Here is a 26,249-nt window from a genome sequence, read left to right as displayed (position 1 = left end):
GATCTCTGCGACGTGGTCTTTTTCACGATTTGATCACACTGGTTCCCACGCATCCCTCACGGCTCCGGGGGAGACTGTCCGCACTGAAGCTCTTGCCTGAGGAGGACGCCATGCAGCGCCCCGTTTTGACCGAATGGCCCGTGTGGCATGATGATCCTCGCACCAATCTGCACGGCTATCGTGCCACCCAGCGACATGAGATTGCCCTGGCGCGGTTCCTCGAAAAGCAACAGGCCTACCGGGCTTCTGCAGTGCGCAGGCTTGATCTGTGGGCGGCACTGACGCGGGCCTCAACGCTGGTGGCAGGCGTAGGCCGCGCCTTCTTTCCGGCACGGCGATCATCCGGTCGAAATGGAGGCCAGGCAAACGACGCCATGGCGCCGATCAACGCCCTCGGCCTGACGTTGTCGAAGAACCAAGCGGAGTTCACCAGGATGTTTTGGGGACGTTGAGCGCGGCGCCACGGCGGGCTGCCTACTATCCCAACCTTCCACCGCCTGCCGCCGTGCATCAACCTCAAGACCTATCCGGCGAAGTTGAGGCGGGGGAGGTGATGGCGGTGGGGTGAATAACTCCCCCTTCTCCCACAAGGGATGAAGGAGATTGCTGGCGCTAAATCCCTTCCCCATCCACCAGCGGCACGTCGTCACCCTCCCACGGGCTCGGCATCGTGCCGCGTCCGGCCGTCGGCAGCGGCATCCAGCATCTCAACTCCGGCTCGGCATATTCGACCACGCGGCCGGGCGAGGAGTCGGAGGCCCGCCAGCCTTCCTCGCCGAACTGGTCGGCGCGCGACCAGTAGGCCATGTCGACCTCGGCCGGTCCCTGCTCGGACGAGCGCACCGTCACCAGGATGCGGCTGCCGTCCCGCGGCGCGCTCGCCATGTTGCGCCAGTGGTCGGTCTCGTCCATGGGGTTCCTCCTGCTCAAAGCAATTCCAAAAAGTGTGCAGCGGTTTTCGTCCGGAATTGCGGGAAAACAAATTGCTTTCTCAATAGTTGCCGCCCGCCGAGGAGGGGTCAACCCGAACTTGGCGCGAGACAGCCATATCATTCACAGCTAATATGTTTGTCGACCGCAATCGGAAAAAGACGATGGACGAAGGATTGCTGTCTCAAGCCACCCGTCTCGGGCCGGTTCATCTCAAGGTGACCGACATCCCGGTGGCCTTGACCGTCTGGCGCGACACACTTGGGCTCGTGCTGGTCGGCGAGGACGACGCTATCGCCGAACTTGGTGCCGGCGGCGGGACGCTGATCGTTCTCCATGCCGGTGCGAGCGTGCCCCTGCCGCAGAAGTCGCGCGATCTCTTCCACGTCGCCATCCATGTGACGACGCGCCGCGATCTCGCTCACGCGGCCGCCCGCCTCAAGGCGTCGGGCTTGAGATACAGCGCCCAGGATCACCTGATTTCGGAATCGCTCTATGTCTCAGACCCCTCCGGCAACGGCATCGAGATCTGCTTCGATACGCCGGAGCGCTTCCTGCGACGGCAAGTGTCGGCCGACGGCCGCGTGGCGCTGATTGCCACCGACGGCAGCGCGCATTCCGGGCTCGAGCCGCTGGACGTTCCGGGCCTGCTGCGCGACCTCGGCAATTCAGGCCATGTCGAGCAGAGGATGGCGCCGGACGCCTTCATCGGTCACATCCACCTGCGTGCCCGCGCGCCGGAGGTGCTGATGGAATTCTATGTCGGCGTGCTCGGCCTCGAGCCGCACATCCAGTCCCGAACCTTCGGCATGTTCGACTGCGGCACCGCTCGCCGGCCGCATATGGTCGCCTTCAACATCTGGGCGCGTGACGAGTTGCGCGAGCCGCCGCCGCATGCCGCCGGCCTCGACCATTTCACGGTCGAGCTTGCGTCCGCAGAGGAGCTTGCCGCGGTGGCGCAAAGGCTCGACGCCGCCAACGTGCCGTCGAAAAAGGCCGGCGGCGCGGTCGAGACCGCCGATCCGGAGGGCAATCGCTTGCGGCTGGTGGTGCAGGGAGGCTGATCGCACGGGCTGCGGGCTCGCCAAGGAGGAAGTGGGAGGAGGGGAAATGACGATCAGGGTGATAGGGACCGGCTTTGGCCGGACCGGCACCGATTCGATGCGCGAGGCGCTGACGATGCTCGGCTTCGGTCCATGCCATCACATGTATGAGGTCTTGGCGCATGCGGAGCAGAAGCGGCTCTGGCGGGCGCTCGCCAAGGGCGCCGCACCGGACTGGGACCGGCTCTTTGCCGGTTACAAATCCTGTGTCGACTGGCCGTCGGCGCATTACTGGCGCGAGCTGATCGAAGCCTATCCTGAGGCACGCGTCATCCTCACCTGGCGCTCGCCCGAAAGCTGGTGGGAGAGTTTTGCCAAGACGATCCTGCCCGCCATTGCCGACAGCAAGGATCAGGAGTCGCTGGGCGTCGCCCTGATCACGAAGCAGGTCTTCGGCGGCCGCCCGCAGGACCGCGCGCATGCGATTGCCGTTTACGAGGCCAATGTCGAGGCGGTGCTGAAGATCGTGCCGGCCGAGCGCCTGCTGGTCCACAAGCTCGGCGACGGCTGGGAGCCGCTCTGCGCCCATCTCGGCGTCCCGGTGCCGGCCGAGCCCTATCCCAACCGCAACACGACGAAGGAGTTCCGGACCGCGCTTTCGTTGAATTGAAGGGAAGGGAGTAAGGGAATAGGGGAATAGGGCAGTAGGGGAGTAGGGCAATGGGAACGCGGCAACGCAGTCTGATCCTTCCCTACTGCCTTACTGCCCTATTCCCTTACTGCCCCCCGCAGGAAGGAACACAATCATGGTCCACCCCGACACCACCTTCCTTACCGCTTCGCAACTGGCGGCGGCGATCCGCGAGCGACGCATCGGCGCCATCAAGGCGATGGAGGCGCAGCTTGCCCGCATCGCGCTGGTCAATCCGCTCCTCAACGCCATCGTTACCCTCGACGAGGAGAACGCCCGCGCGGGAGCGAAGGCTGCCGACCTGGCGATCGCGCGCGGCGAAGTCATTGGCCCGCTGACCGGTGTGCGCCACCGCCAAGGCGCTGGCGCGGCTGACCGACGGTTTCGTCAGGCCGCCGGGATTGTGAGCGGATGGCGGCGCCGTCGCTTACACATGCACGTCGCCGAACGAAAGCTCGCCGTCGTCGGCGCGTATGAGGAAGGCGGCGGCAAGCATCGCGAGATAGAACACCGTGACGCCGCACACCACCGCGACGCCGGGAATGGGACCGAGCGTCGCCACCCGGAAGGTGTCGATGAGCGAGGCGCCGAAGCCGATCGGCGAGCCTTCGCGCGACAGGCTCGGCGTGGTGATCTTCAGCACCCAGGCGAGCATCAGGATCGTGTACATGAAGATGTAGTTGCGGCGTAGCCGGCGGATCAGCGCCGAGCGCTGCGAGATGAGGAAGCGTGGCGAGCGCAGGCCCTCGCCTAGGATCGCCAGCCAGTTGGAGGCGAAATCCGGCTGCGGCGAGAAGATCTGCGCGAAATAATAGCGCTCGAACTGGCGCACCCGCGACCGGTAGACGTCGAAGAAACGGTACCGCCGCGCCTCGATCCACAGGAGCAGCGTGATCAGAAGCATGGCGAACAGCAGCACGCCGTGATGCGCGGATGGCGTCGACAGCGACACCGAAAGCATCGCCGCCACCACGGTGATCGCCCAGTTGCTGGTGCGGTCGAGCCGGTCGCGCCAGCCGGCCATGCGCGCGATCTCGGCGCGGTGGAAATGCGACATGGTGGTTGCGAATTCGGAAGATGTCAGCTTCAGCGCGAACGCGTCGGAGCCACGCGGCGCGGCGGCCGCCTCGGCTGGCTTTATGGTCTGAACCTGCGACATCCCCTTGCCACGTGCCTCCCGCCGTGGCCGGCCGAGCAAGCCGGCCACACCCCATATACCACAATGTGCGGCCGGCAAAAATGTTCCCGCCTTTCAGGCGGATAAGTCAGGGTAGGCTGGGACGCTATGCCCGCTTCGAAGCCGCCGGAAACGGCACCACTTCGGCTTCGGGCCGGGCATATTGGGCGGTAGCGACCGCCTCGATCACGAGGTCCAGCGCCACAAGCGCTGTCCGGCTGGTTTCATCGTCGCCGCGCAAATAGTGGCAGGCCCGGTCCAAGTGCAGGTGGGCGGCGGCAAAGTCGCTTTTCATTAGCTTCTCCTTATTGCCCGCCGTGTCTCGACCATGCGCGACTCGCTTTACTCAAACGCAAACATCAACAGCCGCATTTGAATAGAATTGTGGCGATCTCCTCCTCGATGGGGAAGATAGCGCCTGTGCAACCGAAGCACGCGCGAAACCGTTATGGCGGGACATAATCGAGGGGTGCAGAAATTGTCCTTCATGCTCAATCGGCGCCGGACGATCGCGCTTGCCGCGGCGGCGCTCCTTTTGATGCCGGCCGTCGCCTGGGCCGCCGAGAAGAGCGGCATGTCCAGCGAAGGCATCTTCGTTCTCGAAGTCATCCTGCTGCTCGTCATCGGCCGCGGCATCGGCGAATTGCTGGAGCGCCTCGGCCAGCCGGCGGTGATGGGGCAGCTGCTCGGCGGCATCATGCTCGGGCCTTCGCTGCTCGGCTGGCTGTGGCCCACGGCCGAGCGCGTGGTCTTTGCCGGCGACGCCGCGCAGAAGTCGATGATCAATGCCATCGCCCAGCTCGGCGTCCTGATGCTCCTGCTGCTCACCGGCATGGAGACCGATCTGAGGCTGGTGCGCCGGGTCGGCCGCGCCTGCTTCTCCATTTCGGCGGCCGGCGTCGCGGTGCCGTTCGCGTTGGGTTTCGTCGCTGCGCAATTCATGCCGGACACGCTGCTCGCCGCCGGCGGTGAGCGCGTCGTCGCCGGCCTGTTCCTCGGCACGGCGCTGTCGATCTCCTCGGTCAAGATCGTTGCCATGGTGGTGCGCGAGATGAACTTCATGCGTCGCGACCTCGGCCAGATCATCGTCTCCTCGGCCATCATCGAAGACACGATCGGCTGGGTGATCATCGCCGTCACCATCGGCATCGCCACCCATGGCCGCATCGAGGGCGGCAGCCTGGCCTTCACACTGGCCGGCGTCGCTCTCTTCATGGCCTTTTCCTTCACGCTCGGCCGCCGCATCGTCTTCGACGCCATCCGCTGGACCAACGACACTTTCCGTAGCGAATACGCCGTCGTCACCGTCATCCTCGCCATCATGGGCGCCATGGCGCTGATCACCGACCTGATCGGCGTGCATACCGTGCTCGGCGCCTTCGTCGCCGGCATATTGGTCGGCGAGTCGCCGATCCTGTCGCGTCACATCGAGGGGCAGTTGCGCGGCGTCATCACCGCGCTGTTCATGCCGGTGTTCTTCGGCGTCGCGGGCTTGTCGGCCGACCTCACCGTGCTTGCCGACCGCGAGCTCGCGCTGCTCACGGTGGCGCTTGTGGCGATCGCCAGCATCGGCAAGTTCGGCGGCGCCTTCATCGGCGCCGAGGTCGCCGGCATGAGCCGCGCCGAGGGGATAGCGGTCGGCTGCGGCATGAACGCGCGCGGCTCGACCGAGGTCATCGTCGCCTCGATCGGCCTGTCGATCGGCGTGATCTCGCACACGCTTTTCACCATGATCCTCACCATGGCCGTCATCACCACCTTGGCCATGCCGCCCACGTTGCGCTGGGCGCTGGGGCGCCTGTCGATCGGCGAGGCGGAGAAGAAGAGGCTGGAGCGCGAGGAGGTCGACCAACGCGGCTTCATCGCCAATCTGGAGCGGCTGCTTGTGGTGGTCGACGAAGGCGTAGTCGGCCGCTTCGCCGCCTACCTTGCCGGCGTGATCGGCGCCGGCAAGCCGACGACGGTGCTGCACGCCAGCGGCGAAAGCGATGCCGACCCCGAAGAAGCGGCGCATCTGGACGAGGTCGAGAAGGGAGCCGAGGACGGCCGCGAGGCGGCAAGGGAGGCCGACGAGGAGCCCGCGCGTGAAGCCCCCCTCACGCGCCGCCGGCGCGACGTGCAGCTTTCCGCCGAGGCGGTCGCGAAGGAAGCACGCAAGGGCTACGGCATGCTGCTCATCGGCCTTGGCCGCGCGGTCACGCCGAAGGGCAGTTTCTCGCACCGGCTGAACGAGGTCGCCGGCGCCTTCGACGGCCCGCTCTGCCTGGTGCTGAAGCCCACCAGCGCGGGTCGCCGGATGCCGAGGCTCGGCCCCGAGTCGGGCCGGATCCTGGTGCCGGTCAACGGCACGTCGGTCGCACGCCGTGGCGCCGAACTGGCGTTGGCAATCGCGGCTGTCACCGGCGCGCCGGTCAAGATGCTCTATGTCGCGCGGATCGGCCGCGATGAGCCGCGCGACACCGTCTCGCATCGCCGCAGGGAGGCCGTGCTGAAGGACATCGTCGCGCTTGCCGATCGCTATGGCGTCGAGATCGAGACGGCCATCAGGAGCAGGGCCGCCGCCGCCGATGCCATTGCCCGCCAGGCCGGCAGGCGGGTGGCGTTGATCGTCATGGGCGTGGCGCGGCGGCCGGGCGAAGAACTCATCTTCGGCGAGACGACGAGCGGCGTGCTGCAGCGCTGCCCGTGCCCGGTGGTGCTGATCTCCGACGAGCGCCTGCGCCGCGACGACGAGGGCAGGGAGGCGCTGCGATCGGGGACAGGGTGAGACGAATGGCCAATCTGGCAGGGCCGATGGAGGCGGCGTCGGCGACTAGCTGATGTCCCCCACAAGGGGGAGATTGGCGGTTGCGGCCTAACCCACCGATTGACAGCCTTGCCACACCCTCCGATTGTACGCTGCTCCACCCACCGCGAGGGATCCCATATCGCAATGACATTGTCGGGCTTTGCCGCCTATTCCGGCGCGCTGGCGATCGCCGCCATCATCCCGGGGCCGCAGATCGTCGCCATCGTGGCGCAGGCGCTGCACAGCGGCTACCGGCAGGCGGCCTGGATGACGGCCGGCATGGTGCTGGGCGACGTGCTCTACCTTGCCGCGGTGCTGGCCGGCCTTGCCCTCATCGCCGAAACCTTCAGCGTCCTTCTGATCGCCATCAAATGGGCTGGCGTCGGCTATCTCTGCTTCCTCGCCGTCCAGTTCTGGAAGGCCGGCGAGACCTTCGAGGCATCGGAGGCCGGCGCGGCGAAGGGCGGCGGCAACGCCTTCCTCTCGGGCGTGCTGGTCACGCTCGGCAACCCGAAATCGGTGCTGTTCTACATCTCCATCCTGCCGACGGTGATCGACATCGGCGCGCTGTCTTCCTTCGACGTGCCGATCCTTCTTGCCATCACCGCCATCATCCTCGCGGCGGTGCAGTTTCCCTTCGCCATCGCCGGCGCCGGCACGCGCCGCAGCTTGCAATCGCCGCGCGCCACGCGCCTGTTCAACCGCGGCGCGGCCGTATGCATGGGTGGGGCGGCGGCGACGATAGCGCTGCGAAATTGAAGTCGGCCGCGGGTGCTTCACCTGCACCCCCGGATGCAGGCAAGATGGCCCTTGGCGGCGGCGGCCGGCGGTTCCATGAACGCCGGAATGTTGAATATTGCGGGCGTGCCCCGATCGATTTCCCTCTTGTGTGGTCCACCTCACAGACAGCACGGGGCGAACGCATGGAATTAGCTGCCGCGTAACCAGCCCACCTTTTGCGCAAAGCCTGGAGCATGCTTGATGTTGCCCAGTCCGCGCGGGTGGCCCGGCGGAGGGGAGGCACTCCATGGCCATGTCGGAACTCGCGGAGCCGCGGACGCTCGACGAGATCGCGAGATCCGGCGTCTCTTTGAGCATCAGCAAGGCCTTGCAGGCGATGCCTGGCTATGGCTCCTCGATCATGGATATCTCCGTTTTTCTCCAAGCCGTGCGGACGACCTTGGATCAGGGCACCGGTGCCGAGACAGTCGTCCGAAAGCTTTTCGGTGACGCACAATTCGTCGTGCGCCTGCAACGGACGAGAGCGGCAAGCCTCACGGAGACCATTGCGTCGCCGGGCCTCTCCGAAGCCTTCCAGGATGCGCATGACATCCGTACACGGACCGGCGGACAGGACCGCTACATCGGCATGCGGCACGTGCTCTTCTCGATCTTCACCAGCACCGAGCTGGCGATACGCAGCGAGATCAGCGACCTGTTCAGTCGGGTCGGCGTGTCGCAACAGATGGCGACCGAGGAAATCTGCCGCTTCGTGGACCGGGCAATGGAGCAGGAGGAAAGCCGGCAGGTCTGGGCGGAGATTTTCGCCGAACGCGGCCTGCCAGCGCTGGGCTCCGGGACCGGCTTCCCGCCGGCGACTGCCGATCGGGAAAAGATCGCCGTGCGTGAGCGCCCCGGTCCCGAGGTGGCGCTGCTCGGCTCTGACGACCCGTGGAGCGCAGGGGCGAAGGATCGTTCCGGCGCCCAAGCCGAAGCCGACGCCTTCGCCGCGATGATCTCGGCCAGGCAGTTCGTGCCGCCGCTCGCTATCGGCATCTTCGGCGAATGGGGGTCTGGCAAATCGTTCTTCATGCGGCTGGTCTATGATGCTATCGAGCAGCGCAGGCTTGGCGCGGCCGAAGCCATGCAGGCCGACGGCGCCGCCATCAGCCTGCTCGACAACGTCGTCCAGGTCCGTTTCAACGCATGGCATTATGCCGAGACCAATCTGTGGGCGAGTCTCGTCGACCACATCTTCACTTCGCTGGACCGCTGGGCCGAGAAAGCCAACCAGAAGGACAAGACCGACAAGGTGTTCGAGCGCCTTGCCACGGCGCGCAAGCTCACCATCGAATCCGCCGAGGCGCTCGTCGAGGCGCGGCGCGAGCGCAAGGCTGCCGAGGAGCATCTTAAGGAGGCCAACGCGGAGTTGGCCCAAAGGAAGGCCGATCTCGCCGGCAAGCCGTCGACATGGGCTCGGACCGCCTTCGACCAGCTTATTGGCGACAAGAAGCCGGACCAGAAGAAGGCAGTGCAGGATGCCGCCGACATACTTGGCCTCGGCCCGATTACCACAAGCGTCTCGGAACTTGGAGAGGCCGGCGCCAAGCTGGATGACGCCGTGGCGAGCTACGGCATCGTCCGCTCGGCCACGCTGAGACGGCTGATGCTGCCTTGGGTCGTGGGCGTCGTCACGATCCTTGTTCTTGTTCTGCCGCCGCTGCTTGCTTGGCTGTCCGGTATCGCGTCGCGCTTTATGACCGTGCAGATACCGCCCGTTGCGGCCGCCGTGTCGGGCGCTCTCGCCCCCCTCGTGGCGGCTCTTGGCTGGGCGACGAAGAAAACACGGGAGGCGGCCGACAAGGTGAGCGCCTTTCATGCCGACCTTCAGAACAAGGTTGAGGACTTGGCTCGGAAGGAGAAGGCAGCGGTCGCCGAAGCCCAGAAGCAGCTTGACGATGCCGCTGCCCAGGTCGGCCAGGCCGAGGAGCGCCTGCGCGTCGCCAGCGAGGAAGCCGCGCTGGCCGCCAACGATTACAACCTCAGGAGCGGCAAAGGGCGCGTGCTCCGTTTCGTCAGGGACCGCGTGGCAACTGGCGACTATGCCAAGCACCTCGGTTTTATCGCCACGGTGCGCAAGGATTTCGAAGAACTGAGCGCGTTGATGGCGCCGAGCGAGAACGCTGTCAGCGCGGAGAAGGCGCGGCAAGCCTCTGAGATCCAGGTCAAGAAGGTCATCGCCGACGCCGGCTCGCTGCTCGACCAATCCGAGAAGGACAAGCTCATTGGCAGCGTCACGTCGCCGGACGCCGAACTGAAGGTTTTCGAACGCATCGTGCTGTACATCGACGACCTCGACCGCTGTCCTCCCAAGCAGGTGGTCGATGTGCTGCAGGCGATCCATCTGCTGCTCACCTTTCCGCTGTTCGTGGTCATGGTGGCGGTCGACGTTCGCTGGGTGCGCGAGGCGCTTGCCAAGCACTATCCGGATCAAATCGACGAGAAGGCGCGGGCCGGCACCAACGGCGCGGCGACTGCAGGCGACTATCTGGAGAAGATCTTCCAGATACCCTATTGGGTGCGGGCGATGACGGCCGACAACACGCGCCAGCTTCTGGAAGACAGGCTTGGTCCCGATGCCGTCGAAGAGGTGAGGGCGGCGGCGCCGGCGAAGGCCGCGGCAAAGCCCACGACGCGCGCGTCCAAGTCGGCGCGCGGCCGAGCCGTCGCACAGGCGCCGGCGGCTGCCCCCGCGCCTGTGAGGCGGCTGAGCGGGCTCCACATCACACCTGACGAGCGGGCGTTCATGATGCAGGTGGCGAATGTGCTCGACAACTCGCCCCGCCGCACGCTGCGGTTCGTCAACAGCTACCGCCTCATCAAGGCGAGCTTGCCGGACGAGGCTGCGGATCGCCTGGAAGCCGGCGGGTATCGCGCGCTGCTGACATTGCTTGCGATCGGCACCTGCGCTGGAGGCCCGGGCGCCGAGTTTCTCGCCGGCCTGCGCCAGCGTCGGCCACCGGCGATCACCCCCGCCGCCGGCGATTTGGAAGCGATGCGGGTGGCCGAGGCGCACAAGCTCTACGGCACCAATTCGGCCGGCAACGCCAACCTTTTTGACTATGCGCCGCTGGCGGCACGCTTCAGCTTCGAGGATCGTTGAGAAGCGGCCGCCGGTTCGCGGGGCAAGCCCGGCTTCTGCTTATGCCATCTGCAGCCGCTGCCTGCTCGGCTGCGGCGGGAAGGCAATCGCGATGCCGGCCGCGCCGAGGCCGACCAGCGCCGAGCCGATGAACAGCCAGGAATAGCTGGCATAGGCGTCGTAGATCATGCCGCCGGCCAAAGGTCCGAACGACATGCCGAGGCTGGAGAGCATGGTGGCGGCGCCGAACACCGTGCCGATGATGCGCGGCCCGAAATATTCGCGTGCGAGCACCGCGTAGAGCGGCATGACGCCGCCATAGGTGGCGCCGAAGATGACGGCGAGCACGTAGAACTGCTCGAGCCGGCCGACCGCGAGATAGGCGGCGATCACCGCGGCCTGGATCGCCAGCCCGGCGATCAGCACCGGCTTGACGCCCAGCCGGTCGCCGAGCACGCCGTAGAGCACGCGGCCGCCGAGGCCGGCCAGGCCCTCGACGCTGTAGATCGAGACGGCGGCCATCGGCGCCACGCCGCAGGCCATCGCATAGCTCACCATGTGGAAGATCGGCCCTGAATGCGCCGCGCAGCAAGCGAAGAAGGTCATGCCCAGCACCAAGAATTGCGGCGAGCGCAGCGCCTGGCCGACACTCATGCCGGGATCGTCGGCAGTGGGCGAGGGTGTGCCGCCGTCGGATGCCGCAACCGCCGCCGGCGGCTGGCGCACCAGCAGGACGGCGGGCAACAGAAGCACCCAGGCCATGACGCCGATGTCGAACATGGCCGTGCGCCACTCATAGGCCGAGATCAGCCAGCGCGCGAAGGGCGAGATCGTCATCGGCGCGACGCCCATGCCGGCCGAGACCAGCGACACGGCGAGGCTGCGGTTGGTGTCGAACCAGGCGGTGGTGAGCGCGATCATCGGCGCGAAGAAGGCGCTGGCCGCGAGGCCCACGATCACGCCGTAGCTGAGCTGGAAGACGACGAGCGAACCGGCGCGGCTCGCCACCACCAATGCCAGGCCGAGCAGCACTGCGCCGGCGAGCACCACGGGCCGGGCGCCGAGGCGGTCATAGATCGAGCCCCAGGCGAAGCCGCCGACGCCCATGACGAGGAAGTTCAAGGTCATGGCGCTGGAAATGCCGGCGCGCGACCAGCCGGTGTCGAGCGACATCGGTTCGAGAAAGATCGCCAGCGAGAACATCGCGCCGAGCGCCACACAAGTCATCAGCGCGCCCGCCGCGACGATGACCCAACGATAGGAAAGGTTCATGGTTTTCTCCCATGCCGTAAGGCATCCTGTTTGATGCGGCACGGTTTTTCCAGGCATTCGTGCCGCTTGCGTCCGAAGGACGCCGGGGCAGACACCGATCCTACAATCTGGTTGCATTTTTTATCTGGATTTTTTGGGGCGGTGATTTGGCTTGTCATCTGAAAAGTCGCGTGCGCTGTCCCGCCAGCGTCACAGCATGTCAGCAGTCAGCAGCCCCGCATTGACCAGGCTCCCGTCCCTTCTAGATTGACCCCTCAACCAGGGAGAACCTCCATGCAACTCTATCGCGGCCGGCTCATCGACCACCTTCATCTTGTGGTGCGCGACATCAAGGCGAGCCGGCGCTTCTACGGCGCGGTGCTCGAGGCGCTGGGCATCCCGATCGGCGGCGAGGCCGAGGATTATTTCTGGGCGGACGAACTCTTCGTCTCCAGCGCCGACAGCCGCGCCGCGCTCGGCGTGCTCACCGGCCGCCACCATCTCGCCTTCCAGGCCAAGGACCGCGCCATGGTCGACGCTTTCTATCGCGCGGGGCTCGCCGCCGGCGGCAAGGACAACGGCGCACCCGGCGAGCGCCATTATCACCCTGGCTACTACGCCTGCTTCCTGCTCGACCCCGACGGCAGCAACATCGAGGCGGTGTACCATGGCGAGGCCAAGCGGAGTGCGGCGGCTGTGGAGATCAGTTTTTGAAGGATGGTCTGCTCCCAGCGAGGCGATCTGTGTCGGACTGTAGTCGAATACGTCCATGGCGACAGCGAAGGGAAACTGCCGGCGAGTATCAGCATAGCGAGGGTGCCGACCGCCGGAATCTGAGGCAGGCGCATGCGCCTGCCGCTACGCCGTCGCTTACTCCTTCACCGCGCCCGTCATCGAGGACACATAGTGCTCGACGAAGAAGGAATAGAGCACGACGACCGGCAGCGAGCCGATCAAGGCGCCGGCCATCAGCGCTCCCCATTCGTAGACGTCGGAGCGGACAAGCTCGGTGAGCACGCCGACCGGCACCGTCTTCTTTTCGGACGATTGGATGAAGGTCAGCGCGTAGATGAACTCGTTCCAGGAGAGCGTGAAGGCGAAGATGCCGGCCGAGATCAGGCCCGGCACCGACAGCGGCAGAACGATCTTGGTGAGGATCTGCCAGCGTGTTGCTCCGTCGATGAGCGCGCATTCCTCCAGTTCGAACGGGATCGAACGGAAATAGCCCATCAAGAGCCACGTGCAGAACGGGATCAGGAACGTGGGATAGGTGAGGATCAGCGCGAACGGCGTGTCGTAGAGGCCGAGATTGAACACCATGACCGACAGCGGGATGAACAGGATCGAAGGCGGCACCAGATAGGCGAGGAAGACGGCGAGGCCGACCTGGCGCGCGCCCGAGAACCTCAGCCTTTCGATCGCGTAGGCCGCAAGCACCGCGGCCGCCAGCGACAGGAAGGTGGCGGCGGTGGAGATGATCACCGTGTTGAGCAGCCAGCCGGGATATGACGTCTCGAGAAGCAGGTAGCGTATGTGCTCCAGTGTCGGATGCACGACCCAGAACGGATTGTAGTTCACATAGTCGGTCATCTCGACATTGGGTTTAACCGCCGTGATCGTCATCCAGTAGAACGGAAACAACAGCACGACCAGAAACACCAAGAGCGGCAGATAGACCGTGACCACCCGGCGCGGCAGGCTTTGCAGGTAACCCATGCCGCCTTCGTCGGTTTCCGTGCGTTCGGCTTGCTTGATCGCGGCCATGTCAGTCTCCGCCGCCTTGCTGCCACCTGCGCCGTTGCAGGCCGAAATAGCTGAACAGGATCGCCGCCAGCAGGAAGGGGATCATGGCGACGGCGATTGCGGCGCCTTCGCCGAGCTGGCCGCCGGCAATGCCGCGCTGGAACGACAGTGTCGCCATCAGATGGGTGGCGTTCACCGGCCCGCCCCGGGTCAGTACATAGATCAGCTGGAAATCGGTGAAGGTGAACAGCACCGAGAAGGTCATGGTGATGGCGATTATCGGCGTCAGCAGCGGCAGCGTCACATGGCGGAACAGTTGCCACCGGCTGGCGCCGTCGAGCGTGGCGGCTTCATAGAGCGATTGCGGGATCGTCTGCAGACCGGCAAGCAGCGTGATGGCGACGAATGGAATGCCGCGCCAGACATTGGCCGCGATGACGGAAGCGCGCGCATTGGTAGGGTCGCCGAGAAAGTTGATGCGGTGGTCGATCAGGCCCATCTGCTGCAGTGCCCAGGACAGGATCGAGAACTGCGAATCGTAGATCCACCAGAAGGCGATCGCCGACAGCACCGTCGGCACCACCCAGGGCAGCAGCACCACCGCGCGGAAGAACGACTTGAAGGGCAGCTTCTCGTTGAGGATGAGCGCCAGCCAGAGGCCGAGCACGAATTTCAGGATCGAGGCGCTGACCGTATAGAGCAGCGTGTTGAAGACCGACAGCCAGAAGACGCTGTCGCTCCAGAGGTATTCGTAGTTCTCGGCGCCGATGAAGATGCCCGGGCGGCCGATGCGCGTATCGGTGAAGCCGAGCCATATGCCGAGCCCCAGCGGATAGGTGAGAAAGACCAGGAGCAGCGCCGCCGCCGGCAGCATGAAGCCGAGGCTGAGGGCATTACGGCTCTCGGCGAGCCGCGAAAGCATCGACGGACCTTGCTGAACGGCAACGGATGGCACGGCCATGGTGCGGGCTCCCTGGTACGAGGTCTGATGGAGCGGCCGGGGCGGCAACCCTTCTTCCGGATGCCTCCGAAAGACGTGCCACCCCGGCTGAGGTCGAAAAGGATCAGACGCGATAGTAGCGGTTGGCGCGCTTCTCCGCCTCTTCCATCGCCTCTTGCGGCGTCGCCTGGCCCGTCACCGCCTTGGCGAACATGTCGACCAGCACATAATCGGCCATGGTCGCGGCCGAGGCATAGCCGAGCGGCCCCGCATAGCCGTTGGGGCGCAGCGTCGCCGAGGCTTTGGCATAGGCGGCATTGTTCGGGTCGGCCTTCCACACCGGATTGTTGTCGAAAGCCTTCAGCGTCTGGCAGCAATAGCCGGCCGACGAGGTGATCCAGTCCGACATCTGCGGGTTCTCGAACATGAACTGCAGATAGGCTTTTGCCGCGTTGGGGTAGGGCGTGTAGTTGAAGATGACGGCGGTGGTCACCTGGAACAGCTCGACCGATTTCCCGACCGGACCGATCGGCAGATTGGTGGTGCGGATGTCCTTGGCGATCTCCGCCAACTTTGGGTCGTTGTCCTTGTTGACCTTGGCGGTGTTGTACGCAGAGATGCCGTTGGCGATGACGCTCACCTCGCCGGCCAGGAAGGCGCGGTTGTTGTTGACGTCGAGCCAGCTCTCCGTGCCCGGGATAAAGGTTTTGTAGAGCTCCTGCGCATACTGGATCGCTTTCAGAGTCTCGGGGCTGTTGATCGTCACCTTGCCTTTCTCGTCGACCATCTGGCCGCCATGGCTCCACAGCAGCCAATGCGCGTAGTTGTTGCCGTCGCCGACGCCGTGGCCATGCGTGAAGCCGGCCGGATGGCCCTTCGCCTTCAGCGCCTTGCAGAGTTCGAGGAAGCCGGCCGTGTCCTTCGGGAATTCCGAGAAGCCGGCCTCCTTCACCCAGCTTTCGCGATAGACGATGGCGTTGCCGATGGTGGCAAGCGGCAGGCCGAGGAACTTGCCCTCGCGCGTTGCATACTGCTTCGGCCCATCGTGCCAGCCGCCATATTTCTTGCCGAGATAGTCGCCGAGTTCGGTGACGTCGAGCAGCTTGTCGGGATATTGGTGCGGGTCGTCGAACCAGACGAGCATCAGGTCGGGGCCGGAGCCGACATTGGCGGCAACCGCTGCCTTCGGCCGGATGTCCTCCCAGCTCTCCTTGTCGACGCGGACCTCCACGCCCGTCGCCTCGGTGAACCGCTTTGTATTCTTCAGCCACTGGTCCTCGTCGCCCTGCACGAAGGGCGACCAGCGCAGCAGCCTCAGCTTCGCACCGTCCTCGGGCTTGTAGGTTAGGCCCTCCTGGGCAAAGGCGGTCGAGCCGACAAGGCGGCTGCCCAAAGCCCCGGCGGCCGCGCCGGCGGTCGTGCGGATCACGTCGCGTCTGGTGAACTTCATGCTCGTCTCCTCCTGTGTGTTTCCTTGCTGGGTGGCCTATCGCGCCGCTTCGATCCGCTGGCCGGTTTTGCCGTGGAACAGATGGATAGGCCCGGGCTCGACCGACAGCCGGATGGTATCTCCCGGCGCGAAGGAATGGCGTTCCCGGAAATTGGCGACGATATCCTCGCCGCCGGCCGTCCGGCCGATGATCTGCACTTCCGAGCCGGTCGGCTCGATCACCACCACGGTCACCGGAATGCCGTCCTCGGCCAGCCGCAGATGCTCGGGCCGCACCCCCAGGACTATAGCCTCGCCGTTGTCGATCGAAGGTGGTTTCGGCAGAGGCACGGAGATGCCTCCCGCGCCCTGGAACGACGGCGCACCGTCGCTGGCGAACGTGCCCTTGAGCAGGTTCATGGCGGGCGAGCCGATGAAGCTCGCGACGAAGAGGTTGTTCGGCCGGTCGTAGAGTTCCAGCGGCGGTCCGATCTGCTCCACGACCCCGTCATGCATGACCACGATCTTGTCGGCCATGGTCATGGCCTCGATCTGGTCGTGGGTGACATAGACCGTCGTGGTCTTCAGCCGCTGGTGCAGTTCCTTGATCTCGGCGCGCATCTGCACCCTCAGCTTTGCGTCGAGGTTCGAGAGCGGTTCGTCGAACAGGAATACCTGCGGATTGCGCACGATGGCCCGGCCCATGGCGACCCGCTGCCGCTGGCCGCCCGAAAGCTGGCGCGGATAGCGCGACAAAAGCGGCACCAGCCCGAGGATTTCGGCCGCCCGCTTCACGCCCGAATCGCTTTCCGCCTTCGGGACACCCTTGAGCATGAGCGAGAACGCCATGTTCTCGGCAACGGTCATGTGCGGATAGAGCGCGTAGTTCTGGAACACCATGGCCACGTCGCGCTCCTTTGGCGCAACGTCGTTGACGATACGGCTGCCGATCGAGATATGGCCGCGCGAAATCTTTTCCAGCCCGGCGATCATCCTGAGAAGAGTCGATTTTCCGCAGCCGGAGGGTCCGACCAGCGTGACGAATTCGCCGTCGTCTATGTCGACGCTGACGCCATGCAGGATCTGGGTAGCCCCGAACGATTTGTAGACATCGCCGATCGCGACAGACGCCATCGCATTCCTCCCGATGGTCCCTGCGAGGTCTCGCGGGGAGCCGTTTCTATCAGGTGTGGCTGAAACGGATGCCGGCAAGCATCCACCACTGGCGTCGGCGACGTCTGCCCCAACTCCCCCCGGGTCACGCGACCGTGAAACGGTAGCGCTACCAAATACGCCTGTAAAGCGTCGGTGCGCACGCTTATACCTTCGTCGCTGAGGAGAGATGGACAAAGCTCACCTCTGGGAGAGTGAAGCCAGGCCAGACCGGATTGCCGGCGATCAAACTATCGAATAGCGGCCGAAAGGCATTAGAAATTACTAAGACAATAAGCTTCAACTTACGCGGGAAATCTTACTTAGCACCTGTCGCGACGGCAGCGTGATTGGGCACTATCCGTCCCGAATGCGGGCGTTGCTGGTTGGTGCTTCCGTTGTGGCTCTGCGCGCCGCCGCTGGCAGCGGTACTATCACGCCTGGCCTTTATCACCCCCCGATCAAAAACGCCGCGATCAGCTTCTGCAAATTCCCGCCCGGGCCGAACTCGACCTTGTCGAAGTCGCGGCTGGCCTGGCGCTGCGCCTTGGAGAGCTTGTCGAGATATTGCGTCAGCTCGGCCCTGACCTTCGTGCAGCCGGGGTCGTCGGCGACGGTGAGGCCGGTGCTGAAGGCGACGATCTTGTCCACCATGTCGACGATACCGGCGCCGTGCACCTTCTCATGCGCGATAAGCCCGGCGGCGAACGCGTCCCAGCGCGCCTGCACGTCGGGAGCGAGTTTTCCCGCGGGCTTCGGCAGCGTGTAGGTGATGATCAGCTTGGGCCGCGCCGTCCTCAGCACGCATGCGCCGCCCTGAGGTTGGTAGTCGCGCTGCCAGGTCAGCTTGAAATTGGTCTGCGCGATCGCCCGCCGCCCATTGCCCGCGCTGTCCCTGCCGATCAGCGGACCCTTGTCGCCGATCGAGACATAAAGTTCCTCCACCGTCTGCCCGGAGATCGCATAGGTCTCGATCTTCTCGACCGGTTGCCAGTCGGCCAAGGCCGGCGTGGAGAAGAGCAGGGTGGTAAGCAGGACGGCAGGCTTCATGGGGACTCGGTGGGATTCCGGGAGAAGCTTCGTGCATAGCGCTTGTAGGCAGCGAGAGCAAAGAGCGCGTCTCCCCTCCGGTTGCCGTGCTGAGGCCGGGATGGCGCGGAAAAGGCGAGGGCGCGCTATCTTCTTACAAGGGGGGCTGCCCCAGCGTCCCGGAACCTGTCCCACCCGTCGCCCGTTTCTATGCCATTCGTCCCGACCCATGGGGAGGCAAGGATGACCCGCAACGAGATCATTTCGGTGCTTGGTCCGGTCGACGAGGTCGTCATCGCCGACGTCGCGCTCACTGGTGCCAGCCTTAAGGAATTGCACGAGGCCGTTGCCTGGATCGGCGCCGACGAGGCGCTGGTGAACGAGGGGCACGCATTGCCCAGCGCCAGGGTAGCGCGGCTGATCGAGATCCTGGAGCCGCCCGAGGACGAGCCCGAAGCGCCGAGCGGGATGGAGTAAGTTCTTGCTTCTCCCAAAAGAAGGGGAGAAGGATAGGTGCTTCTCCCTACTTGCCGCTCGTACAGCTCTCGTCATAGCCTGACATGGCCTTGGGGAGGACACTGTCTTGGACACCAATGTCGTCATTGTCGGCGCGGGGCCGGCGGGGCTGGCCGTCGGAGCTTGCCTTAAACAGGCGGGGGTGGATTTCACCATCCTCGAAAAGGCGGGCGAGGTGGCGCCGGCCTGGCGGCGGCATTATCGCCGGCTGCATCTCCACACGGTGAAGTCGTTTTCCTCGCTGCCCTTCGTGCCGTTTCCGAAGAGCCATCCCCGCTACGTCCCGCGCGAAAAGGTGGTCGCCTATCTCGATGCCTATGCCGAACGCTTCGGCCTCGAGCCGCGTTTCGGCGTGACGGTGAAATCGATCCGCCGCGTGGGCGAAAAATTCCTGGTCGAGACCGACGCAGGCGAGATCCGCGCCAGCAAGATCGTGATCGCCACCGGCAACAATGCCGAGCCGATCGTGCCGGGCTTCCCCGGCATCGAGGCGTTCAAGGGAGAGGTGCTGCACAGCGCCGCCTACACCGAGGCCGCGCCCTATGTCGGCAAGGATGTGCTGGTCATCGGCATGGGCAACACCGGCGCCGAGATCGCGCTCGACCTGGCCGAGAGCGGCGCGCACCCGGCGATCTCGGTGCGCAAGGGCGTCCACATCGTGCCGCGCCAGCTCTTCGGCGTGCCGATCCAGATGGTCGGCATCGCCAGCCGGCCGATGCCGCAGGCGCTCAACGACTGGATGTTCCCGAAAATCCTCGACCTGGCGCTGGGCAGGCTGGAGAAATACGGCATCGTGCGACCGAAGCAGGGCATCCTCGCTCAGATCGATGCCGGCCGCATTCCAGTCATCGATGTCGGCACCGTGGCGGCGATCAAGGCGGGCAGGATCGGCATCCTCCCCGACATCGTCCGCTTCACCGAGGACGGCGCGAAATTCGCCGATGGGCAGGAGAAAAACTTCGACGCGGTGATCTTCGCCACCGGCTATCGGCCGGGCTATGACGGCATCCTGCCGGCGGAGCTCAGGCCGGCGAAAAGCGGCGTCAATGCCCGCGCCTCCGACCTCGGCGTCTATCTCGTCGGCTTCCACAACCCGGTCACCGGCCTGCTGCGCGAGATCGGCATCGAAGCAAAGGCGGTGGCGATGGATATAGCGGGGAGGTGAGTTTCAGGGCAGTTGCCTGTCAATGTTGGCGGGACAACATCCCTTATCAACTATCAACGTTGGCGGGACAGCACCCCCCTCTGCCCTGCCGGGCATCTCCCCCTCAAGGGGGGAGATCAGCAGTTGCCCCCGCCGGCATTAATCCTGCAACGCCGGTGATTGGCGAAGACGAACGCGACATCCAATCTCCCCCCTTGAGGGGGAGATGGCCGGCAGGCCAGAGGGGGGTGCCTCGCGATGACGTCGGAAATCGGGTGGCGCCCATGCATTCCCCATGCGAAGCAATTCACCTGGACGAGAGAGGGGACCCATCATGCTCACACTCTACGATTATCTGCCGTCGCAAAATGCCTGGAAGGTGCGTGTCCTGCTCGGGCTGCTCGGCATCGCTTACGAGACACGCCAAGTGTCGATCTTCGAGGGCGAGAGCCACACGGAGGAATTTCTCAAACTCAATCCGGCCGGCGCCGTTCCGGTGCTCCGCCTGGAGGACGGCGAGGCGATCGCCGAGTCCAACGCCATCCTCGTCTATCTCGCCGAGGTCTCGCCCTATCTGCCGGCGAACCGGCATCTGCGCGCCAAGGCCATGCAATGGCTGTTCTTCGAGCAGTATTATGTCGAGCCGGTCATCGGCTCGCTGCGCTTCTGGACGCTGACCGGGCGGCTGGAGCGCAACAAGGCGCTTGTTCCCGGCAAGCGCGAGGCGGGCATCCGCGCGCTTGCCGCGCTCGAGCGCAGCCTGCAGGACACGCCCTTCCTCGCCGGCGGCTCGCTCACCATCGCCGACATTGCCGTCTATGCCTACGGCCACCGCGCCGAGGATTGCGGCTTCTCGCTCGCCGACTATCCGGCGGTCAGCGCCTGGATCGATCGGGCGAGCGAGGCGATCGGCCCCGGCTATCCCGTGCACCCCTACAGCATCGACCCGCATTCGGGCGGCTGAGCCGTGCAACCGGGATCCGGCACGCTCAATGCTTGCTCTTGCCGGAACTCGGGGCGGCGCCGCTGATCGGGATGCGCTTGGCTTTCGCTTGGGCCTGCTGGGTCTTCGGCAGGATCACCGTGAGCACGCCGTTGTGGAAGGCTGCGTTGACCCTGTCTTCCTCGACCTCCGTGCCGACCGGAATGCGCCGCTCGAAGCGCCCGTAGAAGCGCTCCGAGAATTGCTTGTCCTTGTCCTCGCTCTCGGACCGCTTCTCGCCGCGCAGCGTCAGCACGCCGTCGTCGAGCATCACTTCGATGTCCTTCTCCTCCATGCCGGGGACTTCCGCCATGACGCGGATTTCGCTGCCGGTGTCGGAGATTTCGAGGCTCGGCCATCCGGGACGCCCGCCAAAGGCGCCGCCGAACGAAGGCAGCCCGGCGCCAAAGCCGCGGAACGCATCGTCGAGCAGGCGATTCATCTCGCGGTGCAGCGCCATGAACGGATCGCGATCGGCGTCGCGATAGAAGCCCGGAACCTGATTGCCTTCCCTGTTCCAGGGAATGAGATCACGAATTGCCATTTCAATGTCCTCCTTCTGGCACGCGCGATGCGGGTGCGACGGTGCCGGGCAGTCTTGGCTGTGCGTTTCGCCGGACCGGTCGTTCAGCGCGCCGGCGGCGGTCGGGATGCAGCCTTGCACGTCCTGCGCTCGCACGGGATCGGCAAGTGTCGATCTGGAGGCCGGCCGGCCGAAGTCAAGACTCGCCTTGCGGGCGCGCAAGCGTTTTTCTTCGCCGCTTCCGAGGACAGCCGCCGCCTTGGAAGGCGGCCGCTCCCCGGCATGCCGGTTTCACCGCCGCCTGATGCCTGGAACGGAAGCGCGGGGAGGGCGTTTTCGTCGAAGCAATCGCAGGAAATGCGCAGCGGTCTTCCATGGAACTGGGTCAACGACTGGAGCACCGGCACCGCTCCGGCCTGCTTTCCAGCAACGCAAGCAAGGAGACCGGGAATGGTTCGCAATCTCGCTTTCGCAATCCTCCTCACCGCCGGCTTGGCCGGCCTGCCCGCCATGGCGGCCGAGGAATACTGGGTCGCCAGGGATGCCGTCTCGAAGCAGTGCGAGATTGTGCCGAAGAAGCCTGACGGGACGCTCGTCGTCGATCTCGGCAAGAAGAAATACGCAAGCGAGGGCGAGGCCAGGAAGGCCATGGAGGCGTTGCCGGATTGCAAGAAGAAGTAGCGGCGCCGATCTCCCCCCTGAGAGGGAGATGGCCGCCAAGCGGCCAGAGGGGGGTCGTCTCACATGGAGCGGCGGCCTCCTCTTCTCGGAACGCGTTGGCGATCCACGCGCAGCGACCCCCTCTGTCGCCTTCGGCGACATCTCCCGCTCGAGGGGGGAGATCGGCTGGCGCCCCTACCGGTCCACCATCGACATCGTCCGCTCGTTGTATCTCGGCCCCGAAACCCTGTCGGGCGTCAGCGCCATGTCGAGCCCCAGCATCTCGGTGGCGTCGAGCTTGATGTCGGCGGCGGCGACATTCTCCTCCAGATAGGTCCGCCGCTTGGTGCCGGGGATCGGCACGATGTCGATGCCGAATTCCGGACCCTTGGCGAGCAGCCAGGCAATTGCCACCTGGCCGGGCTTCACGCCCTTGGCGGCGGCGATGTCGCGCACCGTCGCGGCCGCGGCGACATTGGCGTCGAAATTCTCGCCCTGGTAGCGCGGGTCGCCGCGCCGGAAATCGCCTTCAGGATACTCTTCCGCGCGCTTGACGTCGCCGGCGAGGAAGCCGCGGCCGAGCGGCGCGAACGGCACCAGACCGATGCCCAATTCCGCAAGCGCTGGGATGATCTCGGGCTCCAGGTTGCGCTCCCACAGCGAATATTCGCTCTGCAGCGCCGAGACCGGGTGCACTTGATGCGCGCGGCGGATGTTTGCGATGCCGGCCTCCGACAGGCCGAAGAAGCGCACCTTGCCCTCGGCGATCAGCTCGCCCACCGTGCCCGCCACATCCTCCATCGGCACGCCTGGATCGACGCGGTGTTGGTAGAGCAGGTCGATATGGTCGGTGGCGAGCCGCGTGAGCGAGGCGTCCACAACGTCGCGGATATGCTCGGGCCGGCTGTCGCGCTCGGTGCCGACCTGCTTGCCGTCGACGATGCGGAAGCCGAATTTGGTCGCGATCGTCACCTCGTCGCGCCGGCCCTTCAGCGCGCGGCCGAGCAGCTCCTCGTTGAGGAAAGGCCCATAGACCTCGGCCGTGTCGAGAAAGGTGCAGCCGAGCTCGATTGCCCGGTGAATGGTCGCGATCGACTCCGCCTCGTCGGCCGGCCCGTAGGATTGGCTCATGCCCATGCAGCCGAGGCCGATCGTTGAGACGACGAGCCCCTGGCCCCCGAGTTTCTGCTTGCCGAGGCTCATCTGTCTGTCTCCAATGGAAAATAAGCGCTCTCGAAAATATAGAGGCCAGGGGCGAGGCGTCCAGCCTGTGCGCTCGCTTGATCAGGATCAAAGCAGGGCAGGACGGTAGGTCGTACCGTTCATCCGTCTTGGGAAGGACACAAGGCGGGCGGGTGGTTCCGGCCGACTCCACTCCCTCGGAAGCCCTGACGGAACCACCTGAACCGCCTACGTCGAGACTGATGCATGTCGCCCGGAAGTGCGCGGCGGTTCAAAACAAGGAATTGAAACGCGTCGCTTGAATTCACTTCGGCGCGAGGCGCTTTCACGCCCTCGGCAAAAGCCGGCGCATGATCAGCGAGGCATGGCCGCCGACGCCATGCGCCGCCGGTCGGTGCTCGGCGATCTCGAAGCCGTGCTTGCGATAGAAGGCGACCGCGCGGTCGTTGCCTTCGATCACCTCCAGCGCGATGCTGGGGATGCCGGCATGGGCGGCAAGCACGGCGTGCAGAAGGTCGACGGCGAGACCGCTGCCGAATTCCTGCGGCTCGATATGCAGCCGGTCGAGCGTGACGTCGCCATGTTCGTCCATCGCCGCCATCGCATAGCCCGCGATCGAGCCGTCGGTCCGCTCGGCGACGAAGGACATCTTGTTGTCGTCGGCAAGCTCCTCGGCCAGCTTCTCGGGCGCATGCCTCTCGTCGGAGAGCCGGGCGGTGTTTTCCTCACCCATGATCGGCGAATAGGTCCGCCGCCAGGACTGGCCGAGCAACCGCGAGACTGCGGCGAGATCCTTTTTCGCCATTGCCCTGATCTGGACCATTGCCATCTCCCTCATTCGCCGGCGCGGTGTGACGCGGCTCACTACTGCAGCCGGCGCGCCTGCCTGGCAAGCCTGTCGACAATTGCCGGGCCCCATTTGAACGGGCTGATGAGGCGAAGTGTTCCGATGCTGCGCCGCACAAGTCCGCCCGCTCCCGAAGTCGTCCGCTCCTCTACCCGCGCTATCCTGATTAGCGCCGCGATTACAATGCGTTGAAGTGCCGACCGGGTGTTGAAAATTCCGGGCTGCCGCCCTTGAAACCCCGCGGCACCAGACTAGTTCGACAGACGTGCGAGCCCCGGCAAGGAGAAGGCTCGCGGAGGGAGGATTCCAATGGCTGCCAAGGAAGTAAAATTCCATACGGAAGCTCGCGACAGGATGCTGCGTGGCGTCGATATTCTGGCCGACGCGGTGAAGGTGACGCTCGGCCCCAAGGGTCGCAACGTCGTCATCGAGAAATCGTTCGGCGCGCCGCGCATCACCAAGGACGGCGTGACCGTGGCGAAGGAAATCGAACTGGTCGACAAGTTCGAGAACATGGGCGCGCAGATGGTGCGCGAAGTCGCGTCGAAGACCAGCGACGTCGCCGGCGACGGCACCACCACCGCCACGGTGCTCGCCCAGACGATCGTCAGGGAAGGGGCGAAGGCCGTTGCCGCCGGCATGAACCCGATGGATTTGAAGCGCGGCATCGACAAGGCCGTGGAAGTGATCGTCGCCGAGCTCAAGGCCAATGCCCGCAAGGTGACCCGCAACGACGAGATCGCCCAGGTCGGCACCATCTCGGCCAATGGCGACGCCGAGATCGGCCGCTTCCTGGCCGAGGCGATGCAGAAGGTCGGCAATGAAGGCGTCATCACCGTCGAGGAGGCCAAGACCGCCGAGACCGAGCTCGAAGTGGTCGAGGGCATGCAGTTCGACCGCGGCTATCTCAGCCCTTATTTCATAACCAACCAGGACAAGATGCGCGCCGATCTCGAGGAGCCTTATCTCCTGATCCACGAGAAGAAGCTGTCCAATCTGCAGGCGCTGCTGCCTATCCTGGAAGCGGTGGTTCAATCGGCGAAGCCGCTGCTGATCATTGCCGAGGATGTCGAAGGCGAAGCGCTGGCGACGCTGGTCGTCAACAAGCTGCGTGGCGGCCTCAAGGTCGCCGCCGTCAAGGCGCCGGGTTTCGGCGATCGCCGCAAGGCGATGCTGGAGGACATCGCCATCCTCACCGGCGGCCAGGTCATCTCCGAGGATCTCGGCATCAAGTTGGAGAACGTCGCGCTGGACATGCTCGGCCGGGCCCGGCGGGTGACCGTGGAGAAGGAAGCCACCACCATCGTCGACGGCGCCGGTGCCAAGCCCGAGATAGACGGCCGCGTCGCCCAGATCAGGCAGCAGATCGACGAAACAACCTCGGATTATGACCGCGAGAAACTGCAGGAAAGGCTGGCCAAGCTCGCCGGCGGCGTCGCCGTCATTCGCGTCGGCGGCTCGACCGAGGTCGAGGTCAGGGAGCGCAAGGATCGTGTCGACGACGCGCTGCATGCCACCCGCGCAGCGGTCGAGGAAGGCATCCTGCCGGGCGGCGGCGTGGCCTTGCTGAGAGCCGCCAAGGCGCTCGACGCGGCCGCGGTCGACAACCCCGATCAGAAGACAGGCATCGAGATCGTGCGTCGTGCGCTGGAAACGCCGGTGCGCCAAATCGCCGAGAATGCGGGCGCCGAAGGGTCGATCATCGTCGGCAGGCTGCGCGAGAACGGGCAATTCTCTTTCGGCTGGAACGCGCAGACCGGCGACTACGGCGACCTCTACGGCCAGGGCGTGATCGACCCGGCCAAGGTGGTGCGCACCGCCTTGCAGGACGCCGCCTCCATCGCCGGCCTGCTGGTCACCACGGAGGCGATGGTGGCGGAAAAGCCGAAGAAGGAGACCGCTCCCGCCATGCCTCCGGGGGCGGGGATGGACTATTGAGGAGGTGACGGCCGATCTTCCCACGAGGAGGAGATCGGCATCGCCATCTGACCAAATTGACTCGCTCTCCGCTCTCCGCCATCCTTGGCGGCGGCCGCAGTCCCGGCGGCAGCGTAATCGAGTGATGCCATGGCCAGTCCCGCCGCCAGAGAGAATTCCCGCCGCGCCGCGGTGAAGAAGGCGCTCGACCGCCACAAGGTCTATGTCACCGCGCAGAGCTTTTCCGGCGGCACCTATCAGGCCCGCGTGCTGGTCGATGGCGAGGCTTACTGGGTCGACGAGTTCCGGCTTTCACAGCTCAGGCAGGGGCTAACGCCCGCCGAACTGGAACTGACGCCGGCGACCGACGATTGAGCGTGACGCTTATCTCTTCGTCATCCCAGGGCGGAGCAGGAGCGAAGCGACGTCGCGAAGACCCTGGG

Annotated in this window: 26 protein-coding genes; 13 read left to right on the top strand and 13 right to left on the bottom strand. The window is 65.2% G+C overall.

Going from position 1 to position 26,249, the window contains the following annotated elements; all coding sequences use genetic code 11:
- The first annotated feature begins 110 nt into the window (after positions 1 to 110).
- The gene (locus QAZ47_RS24325) at positions 111 to 452 is read left to right on the top strand and encodes a hypothetical protein (RefSeq protein WP_278231021.1); all 342 of its coding nucleotides are present in this window, start codon (positions 111 to 113) and stop codon (positions 450 to 452) included.
- A 160-nt stretch (positions 453 to 612) separates the two neighbouring features.
- On the opposite strand, the gene QAZ47_RS24320 is transcribed toward QAZ47_RS24325, so the two are convergent.
- Positions 613 to 912, bottom strand: coding sequence for a hypothetical protein (locus QAZ47_RS24320; RefSeq protein WP_278075662.1), 300 nt, complete (start codon positions 910 to 912; stop codon positions 613 to 615).
- 182 nt (positions 913 to 1,094) lie between these two features.
- On the opposite strand from QAZ47_RS24320, the gene QAZ47_RS24315 reads away from it, so the two are divergent.
- Positions 1,095 to 1,994: a VOC family protein gene (locus QAZ47_RS24315; protein ID WP_278203311.1), complete on the top strand. Its 900-nt coding sequence runs from the start codon at positions 1,095 to 1,097 to the stop codon at positions 1,992 to 1,994.
- A 46-nt stretch (positions 1,995 to 2,040) separates the two neighbouring features.
- Positions 2,041 to 2,643, top strand: a complete 603-nt coding sequence (locus QAZ47_RS24310) for a sulfotransferase family protein (protein ID WP_278203310.1) — start codon at positions 2,041 to 2,043, stop codon at positions 2,641 to 2,643.
- Between the two features lie 106 nt (positions 2,644 to 2,749).
- Here the strand turns inward: QAZ47_RS24310 and QAZ47_RS32145 are convergent, their stop codons facing one another.
- The 3 genes from QAZ47_RS32145 to QAZ47_RS24295 form a co-directional block, all read right to left on the bottom strand.
- Positions 2,750 to 3,022 (bottom strand): hypothetical protein, encoded by a 273-nt coding sequence (locus tag QAZ47_RS32145; protein WP_347567160.1) that lies wholly within the window; start codon positions 3,020 to 3,022, stop codon positions 2,750 to 2,752.
- Positions 3,023 to 3,091: 69 nt separating this feature from the next.
- A complete protein-coding gene (locus QAZ47_RS24300) occupies positions 3,092 to 3,823 on the bottom strand; it encodes a DUF2270 domain-containing protein (RefSeq protein ID WP_278203308.1) in 732 nt (243 codons plus the stop codon).
- 124 nt (positions 3,824 to 3,947) lie between these two features.
- Positions 3,948 to 4,136: a hypothetical protein gene (locus QAZ47_RS24295; RefSeq protein ID WP_278203307.1), complete on the bottom strand. Its 189-nt coding sequence runs from the start codon at positions 4,134 to 4,136 to the stop codon at positions 3,948 to 3,950.
- Positions 4,137 to 4,328: 192 nt separating this feature from the next.
- Here QAZ47_RS24295 and QAZ47_RS24290 point away from each other — a divergent pair, with 192 nt between their 5' ends.
- The 3 genes from QAZ47_RS24290 to QAZ47_RS24280 all read left to right on the top strand — a co-directional run bounded on the left by QAZ47_RS24290 (position 4,329) and on the right by QAZ47_RS24280 (position 10,512).
- Entirely contained in the window at positions 4,329 to 6,608 is a 2,280-nt protein-coding gene (locus tag QAZ47_RS24290; RefSeq protein WP_278231020.1) for a cation:proton antiporter, read from the top strand.
- Positions 6,609 to 6,773: 165 nt separating this feature from the next.
- Positions 6,774 to 7,388: a LysE family translocator gene (locus QAZ47_RS24285; protein ID WP_278231019.1), complete on the top strand. Its 615-nt coding sequence runs from the start codon at positions 6,774 to 6,776 to the stop codon at positions 7,386 to 7,388.
- 268 nt (positions 7,389 to 7,656) lie between these two features.
- Complete coding sequence (locus tag QAZ47_RS24280; RefSeq protein ID WP_278231018.1) at positions 7,657 to 10,512, top strand: P-loop NTPase fold protein; 2,856 nt, start codon at positions 7,657 to 7,659, stop codon at positions 10,510 to 10,512.
- 39 nt (positions 10,513 to 10,551) lie between these two features.
- Here QAZ47_RS24280 and QAZ47_RS24275 read toward each other — a convergent pair whose 3' ends face one another.
- Positions 10,552 to 11,763 (bottom strand): MFS transporter, encoded by a 1,212-nt coding sequence (locus QAZ47_RS24275; protein ID WP_278231017.1) that lies wholly within the window; start codon positions 11,761 to 11,763, stop codon positions 10,552 to 10,554.
- A 273-nt stretch (positions 11,764 to 12,036) separates the two neighbouring features.
- On the opposite strand from QAZ47_RS24275, the gene QAZ47_RS24270 reads away from it, so the two are divergent.
- Entirely contained in the window at positions 12,037 to 12,456 is a 420-nt protein-coding gene (locus QAZ47_RS24270) for a VOC family protein (protein WP_278231015.1), read from the top strand.
- Between the two features lie 156 nt (positions 12,457 to 12,612).
- On the opposite strand, the gene QAZ47_RS24265 is transcribed toward QAZ47_RS24270, so the two are convergent.
- The 5 genes from QAZ47_RS24265 to QAZ47_RS24245 all read right to left on the bottom strand — a co-directional run bounded on the left by QAZ47_RS24265 (position 12,613) and on the right by QAZ47_RS24245 (position 18,056).
- Positions 12,613 to 13,506 (bottom strand): carbohydrate ABC transporter permease, encoded by an 894-nt coding sequence (locus tag QAZ47_RS24265; RefSeq protein ID WP_278231014.1) that lies wholly within the window; start codon positions 13,504 to 13,506, stop codon positions 12,613 to 12,615.
- Between the two features lies 1 nt (position 13,507).
- The gene (locus tag QAZ47_RS24260) at positions 13,508 to 14,446 is read right to left on the bottom strand and encodes a sugar ABC transporter permease (protein ID WP_278231013.1); all 939 of its coding nucleotides are present in this window, start codon (positions 14,444 to 14,446) and stop codon (positions 13,508 to 13,510) included.
- A 103-nt stretch (positions 14,447 to 14,549) separates the two neighbouring features.
- Positions 14,550 to 15,875, bottom strand: a complete 1,326-nt coding sequence (locus QAZ47_RS24255) for an ABC transporter substrate-binding protein (protein WP_278203298.1) — start codon at positions 15,873 to 15,875, stop codon at positions 14,550 to 14,552.
- Between the two features lie 36 nt (positions 15,876 to 15,911).
- The gene (gene ugpC, locus QAZ47_RS24250) at positions 15,912 to 16,988 is read right to left on the bottom strand and encodes a sn-glycerol-3-phosphate ABC transporter ATP-binding protein UgpC (RefSeq protein WP_278203297.1); all 1,077 of its coding nucleotides are present in this window, start codon (positions 16,986 to 16,988) and stop codon (positions 15,912 to 15,914) included.
- 468 nt (positions 16,989 to 17,456) lie between these two features.
- Positions 17,457 to 18,056 (bottom strand): DUF922 domain-containing protein, encoded by a 600-nt coding sequence (locus QAZ47_RS24245; RefSeq protein WP_278231012.1) that lies wholly within the window; start codon positions 18,054 to 18,056, stop codon positions 17,457 to 17,459.
- Positions 18,057 to 18,278: 222 nt separating this feature from the next.
- On the opposite strand from QAZ47_RS24245, the gene QAZ47_RS24240 reads away from it, so the two are divergent.
- The 3 genes from QAZ47_RS24240 (at position 18,279) to QAZ47_RS24230 (ending at position 20,659) form a co-directional block, all read left to right on the top strand.
- Entirely contained in the window at positions 18,279 to 18,512 is a 234-nt protein-coding gene (locus QAZ47_RS24240; RefSeq protein WP_278231011.1) for a hypothetical protein, read from the top strand.
- A 106-nt stretch (positions 18,513 to 18,618) separates the two neighbouring features.
- The gene (locus QAZ47_RS24235; protein WP_278231010.1) at positions 18,619 to 19,716 is read left to right on the top strand and encodes an NAD(P)/FAD-dependent oxidoreductase; all 1,098 of its coding nucleotides are present in this window, start codon (positions 18,619 to 18,621) and stop codon (positions 19,714 to 19,716) included.
- Between the two features lie 313 nt (positions 19,717 to 20,029).
- Positions 20,030 to 20,659: a glutathione S-transferase family protein gene (locus tag QAZ47_RS24230; protein ID WP_278231009.1), complete on the top strand. Its 630-nt coding sequence runs from the start codon at positions 20,030 to 20,032 to the stop codon at positions 20,657 to 20,659.
- Positions 20,660 to 20,684: 25 nt separating this feature from the next.
- Here the strand turns inward: QAZ47_RS24230 and QAZ47_RS24225 are convergent, their stop codons facing one another.
- On the bottom strand, positions 20,685 to 21,221 hold the full coding sequence (locus QAZ47_RS24225; protein ID WP_278231008.1) for an Hsp20/alpha crystallin family protein: 537 nt from the start codon (positions 21,219 to 21,221) through the stop codon (positions 20,685 to 20,687).
- A 429-nt stretch (positions 21,222 to 21,650) separates the two neighbouring features.
- Between QAZ47_RS24225 and QAZ47_RS24220 the strand changes: the two genes are divergently transcribed.
- Positions 21,651 to 21,881: a hypothetical protein gene (locus tag QAZ47_RS24220; protein ID WP_278231007.1), complete on the top strand. Its 231-nt coding sequence runs from the start codon at positions 21,651 to 21,653 to the stop codon at positions 21,879 to 21,881.
- Between the two features lie 174 nt (positions 21,882 to 22,055).
- Here QAZ47_RS24220 and QAZ47_RS24215 read toward each other — a convergent pair whose 3' ends face one another.
- Together QAZ47_RS24215 and QAZ47_RS24210 are read right to left on the bottom strand one after the other, a co-directional pair.
- Entirely contained in the window at positions 22,056 to 23,063 is a 1,008-nt protein-coding gene (locus tag QAZ47_RS24215) for an aldo/keto reductase (protein ID WP_278231006.1), read from the bottom strand.
- 304 nt (positions 23,064 to 23,367) lie between these two features.
- Positions 23,368 to 23,865 (bottom strand): GNAT family N-acetyltransferase, encoded by a 498-nt coding sequence (locus QAZ47_RS24210; protein ID WP_278231005.1) that lies wholly within the window; start codon positions 23,863 to 23,865, stop codon positions 23,368 to 23,370.
- Between the two features lie 333 nt (positions 23,866 to 24,198).
- Here QAZ47_RS24210 and groL point away from each other — a divergent pair, with 333 nt between their 5' ends.
- Positions 24,199 to 25,827, top strand: a complete 1,629-nt coding sequence (gene groL / locus QAZ47_RS24205) for a chaperonin GroEL (protein WP_278231004.1) — start codon at positions 24,199 to 24,201, stop codon at positions 25,825 to 25,827.
- A 129-nt stretch (positions 25,828 to 25,956) separates the two neighbouring features.
- Positions 25,957 to 26,181, top strand: a complete 225-nt coding sequence (locus QAZ47_RS24200; protein ID WP_278203288.1) for a hypothetical protein — start codon at positions 25,957 to 25,959, stop codon at positions 26,179 to 26,181.
- Positions 26,182 to 26,249: the final 68 nt, after the last annotated feature.

The organism is Mesorhizobium sp. WSM4904, assembly GCF_029674545.1.
Lineage (GTDB): Bacteria > Pseudomonadota > Alphaproteobacteria > Rhizobiales > Rhizobiaceae > Mesorhizobium.
Note: the sequence above shows the minus strand (reverse complement) of the source record. Positions and strands in the feature narration are given on the sequence as shown.